At 69.5% G+C, this 3,193-nt stretch carries 5 protein-coding genes and 1 pseudogene; 5 read left to right on the top strand and 1 reads right to left on the bottom strand.

Going from position 1 to position 3,193, the window contains the following annotated elements; all coding sequences use genetic code 11:
- The first annotated feature begins 185 nt into the window (after positions 1-185).
- Both AC08OP_RS23265 and AC08OP_RS23260 read left to right on the top strand, forming a co-directional pair.
- Complete coding sequence (locus AC08OP_RS23265) at positions 186-470, top strand: hypothetical protein (RefSeq protein ID WP_476616128.1); 285 nt, start codon at positions 186-188, stop codon at positions 468-470.
- A gap of 8 nt (positions 471-478) precedes the next feature.
- Positions 479-901 carry a hypothetical protein gene (locus AC08OP_RS23260; RefSeq protein WP_476616127.1) on the top strand — a complete coding sequence of 141 codons (423 nt, stop codon included), beginning with the start codon at positions 479-481 and terminating at the stop codon, positions 899-901.
- Positions 902-946: 45 nt separating this feature from the next.
- Here AC08OP_RS23260 and AC08OP_RS23255 read toward each other — a convergent pair whose 3' ends face one another.
- Entirely contained in the window at positions 947-1,375 is a 429-nt protein-coding gene (locus AC08OP_RS23255) for a helix-turn-helix domain-containing protein (RefSeq protein WP_476616126.1), read from the bottom strand.
- 223 nt (positions 1,376-1,598) lie between these two features.
- Between AC08OP_RS23255 and AC08OP_RS23250 the strand changes: the two genes are divergently transcribed.
- The 3 genes and pseudogenes from AC08OP_RS23250 to AC08OP_RS23240 form a co-directional block, all read left to right on the top strand.
- Positions 1,599-2,009 carry a plasmid replication, integration and excision activator gene (locus tag AC08OP_RS23250; protein WP_476616125.1) on the top strand — a complete coding sequence of 137 codons (411 nt, stop codon included), beginning with the start codon at positions 1,599-1,601 and terminating at the stop codon, positions 2,007-2,009.
- Entirely contained in the window at positions 2,006-2,326 is a 321-nt protein-coding gene (locus AC08OP_RS23245) for a hypothetical protein (RefSeq protein WP_476616124.1), read from the top strand. Before AC08OP_RS23250 ends, AC08OP_RS23245 begins: the two co-directional genes overlap by 4 nt.
- Before the next feature lie 109 nt (positions 2,327-2,435).
- Positions 2,436-3,193: pseudogene (locus tag AC08OP_RS23240) on the top strand (FtsK/SpoIIIE domain-containing protein); the annotation flags it as partial.

Here is a 3,193-nt window from a genome sequence, read left to right as displayed (position 1 = left end):
AGTCTGCGCTGTGGTGATCTGCGCACTGTCAGCCAGTGTATCCACGCTCGGTATTCAGCCTCGTATCTATTCCGAACTGTAGATCGGCGTCAGCGTACGTCGGGGCGTCCCGGACCTGCGCCCATCACAGCCGACGTGGTGGGCAAGGACGGCCGTCCTGGTAACGACTCGACGGGAAGGACACCATGACGTCAACAAGCGAGATCGTGAGGAAGCGGGGAGACGGTGGGAGCGCTCTGCTGTTCGGGGCGGTGCGCTTCGAGTCCGGCGGAAGCGGCCTGATCCGGGAAACCGTGGTTGCCTTCCGGTCGGCGGCCGACGCCGACCGCTACGCGACCGAGCACGGGTGGGCGGAGCATCAGGTGTGTCCGCTTCGGTTTCTGGTCGGCGGTCCGGCATCCGGTGCTGGGTGGATGGTGTCTGGTGGAACGGTGGAGCACCTGCCTGAGCGACCGCGGGAACTGCGGTGACCCCCTCGGTGACCGAGACGGAGAAGGGCCGTGGTGGCGTTCCGCGGCCGGCAGTGGTGAAGGTGCCATGGGGGTCCGGGGAATGGGCGCTCGCGGTACAGCCCGGATCGGGCGTCGCGGACCTCCTCCGCGCGCTCGGGGAACTGCCCGGGGAAGTGGAGTTCGCCGCTGCTTTCGGGGATGTTGACGTGGTCCTCGTCTACCGGCTGCCGGGGGACCTGCCGACCCGCCGCCACCTGTTGACCCTGCACGGCTCGGTGCTCGACATCCCGGACGCAGCGCCGGACCGGTCGCGGTGGATGACCTCCGGCGAACGGCAGGCGTTCCGCGCGGGCTACGACGAAGCCCTCACCACCGTGCGCCTGTTCGTCAGCCGGCTCGCGGGCGCCACCGACCAGGACCTTCCCCCGGGAGGAACACCGTCCGGCTGACGGATGACCTGTGTCTCGGCCGATGGGCCGGACCCGATAGCGGAGCTACACCGTTGTCGGATCCGGCCCATCGCTGATTTCGGCCTGCTGGTCCCCGTCCCGGACGTCACGGACCGCGGTGGGGACCCGCAGGTGGGCGCCGATGTCGGCCATGCGGCGCTCGATCCGCAGCAGGACATCGAGGATCTGCCGGTCTATCGGCGGTGCCGGGGACGTGACCGCGGTGGGCGGGGCTCCAAGTAGCACCACAAGCAGATGGTCATCTGCCCACCCGAGCGCGCGGGAGATGGCAACGAGGGTGCTGTCCTGGGCTCGGCGGCGGCTCGTCCCGCGCTGTAGCTCGCGCAAGGTGGCCACCGACACCCCGGACGTGGTGGCGAGCGCCTGCTGAGTGATCCGCTGTTCCCGCATGCGAGCGTTGATCGCCTGACCGACCGCGGGCCAGTCCTCGCCTGTCGCAGTGTCGCGCAGCATCGTGGCCGACCCCTTCCCCGTTGTTTGTCGACCGTCAAACAATAGTGGCTGGCGAGTGCGGTCCGGAAGGCTCCCGCAACGCTGAGCGCATTTCTATGGCGGCACGTTATATCGAGCCGTATATGCGCTTGGCGAGCGCTCGGCGAGCGGCGCATTGTGGGTGCTGCCCGACAGCGGCCGGACCACCGGCCACGAGGGCGACTCTAACGGAGGCTGATCGTCGATGGCGGTTCCCACGCGTATTCCGGTGCGTTTCGAGGACGTCTTTCCTGCCGGCGCGTTCGTGCTGGGGGTGGAGGCGGCGAGTGACTACGACAAGGTGAAGGCGGGCCTGTCGGATGTGCAGGCGCGGGACAAGGACACCGGCGAGCGGGTGTTGGTGGTGCGGGTGCTGGACGCGGACCCCGCGGCCCGACAGGCGGAGGTCAAGGTCAAGATCACGGCGGAGGTGCAGCCGGTTCCCCCGGAGGTGCTGCCGGGTACGCCCTTCCGGCCGGTGATGTTCGAGGGCCTGACGGTGACGCCGTGGGTGGACACCACCGGGTCCCGTCCGCGCCAGGGGTTCGCGCTGCGGGCCGGGACGATGCAGGCGGTGGGCACGTCGGGCCGTCGGGCGTCGGCGGTGGCAGCGTGAGCGGCCACGACGTGAGCCGCAACGCGGCGAGGGCGTCGTACTGGTCGCTGGTACTGGGCGTGCGGACCGACTGGTCGGTGACCTGCCACACCTACCCGAACCGCCCGCCGATCCTGGCGGTCGACGCGGGCGGGACGAGCCTGGCCCTCTCGGCCGCCGCCGATGTCCCGGCCGGAAACCACATCGAGTTCGCGTATGCATTGCTGGCGGCGGTGAACGAATACCTGATCGTCTGCGAAACCCGCCAGCTCGACGCCGAAGAGGCGGCGAACGCCGCCGAGAACTCCGCGGACGCGGTCGAGAGTCGCGCCGCGTAGCCTTCGCTCCTTCTTTCCGTCGGCGGCCTGGCTTTCTCGCTCGGCCGTCCGCTTGATTCCCCCCTCCCGACCCTGTGGTTCGCGCGCTCGAAAACGAGTGGTATTTGTCATGTCCAGAATCAACGGCGATCGTCCCGGCCCCCGGGTTCCCACCCGCACCGACAAGATGCGGGTGCCGCTGTGGATGCTGCTGCTCGCGGTCGCCTGCAAGGGCCTATGGCTGGCGGTCCGCTGGTGTTTCCGGCACCGTGTCGCTGTCGCGGTCACGGTGGGCCTGCTGCTGTTCACCCACCGCTTCGGCCTGGTGGGTCTGGGCGCGCTGGTCGGCGGGCTCGTCTTGGTGGCCCTCGGCTGGCGGCGGGTGCATCCGCGGTCGCTGGCCTGGCTGGGGCATTGGGCACTTGGTCGGGTGCGGCTGGCGATCGTGTACCGCTGGCGGTGGCGTTCGGCGATGGTGCACACCGACCTTGCCATCCGGATGCCGACGTCCAACGCCGATCAGGTGACGTTTGATGAGTACTTTCCGCGGATCCGCACGATCCGTTCCTCCCGCGTCGTCGATGTACTGCGGGTGGAGCTGCTGCCGGGCCAGACCCCGGAGCAGTGGGCGGAACAGGCCGAGGCACTACGCCACATCTTCCGGGCTCGCCGCTGCCAGGTGCAGGCGGAGACGTTCCGTTTCGTCCGGGTGCATTTCCACCGCCGTGACCCGCTCACCCGGCCGGTTCTGCCGGCCGACCTCGACGGACCGGACTCGGATGGTGCCGGCGCTGCTCGTGACCCTGGCAGCGTCAACACCGACGGTCCGCGTCAGGTCGCCCCGGACCGGGGTCTGGTCGCTCGGCTCGTGGCCGGGCTGTCCTCGGT

The sequence above is a fragment of the Frankia sp. CeRuru1 genome, assembly GCF_977966315.1.
The sequence above is the reverse complement of the archived record's forward strand: the minus strand, read 5'-3'. Positions and strand labels throughout refer to the sequence as shown.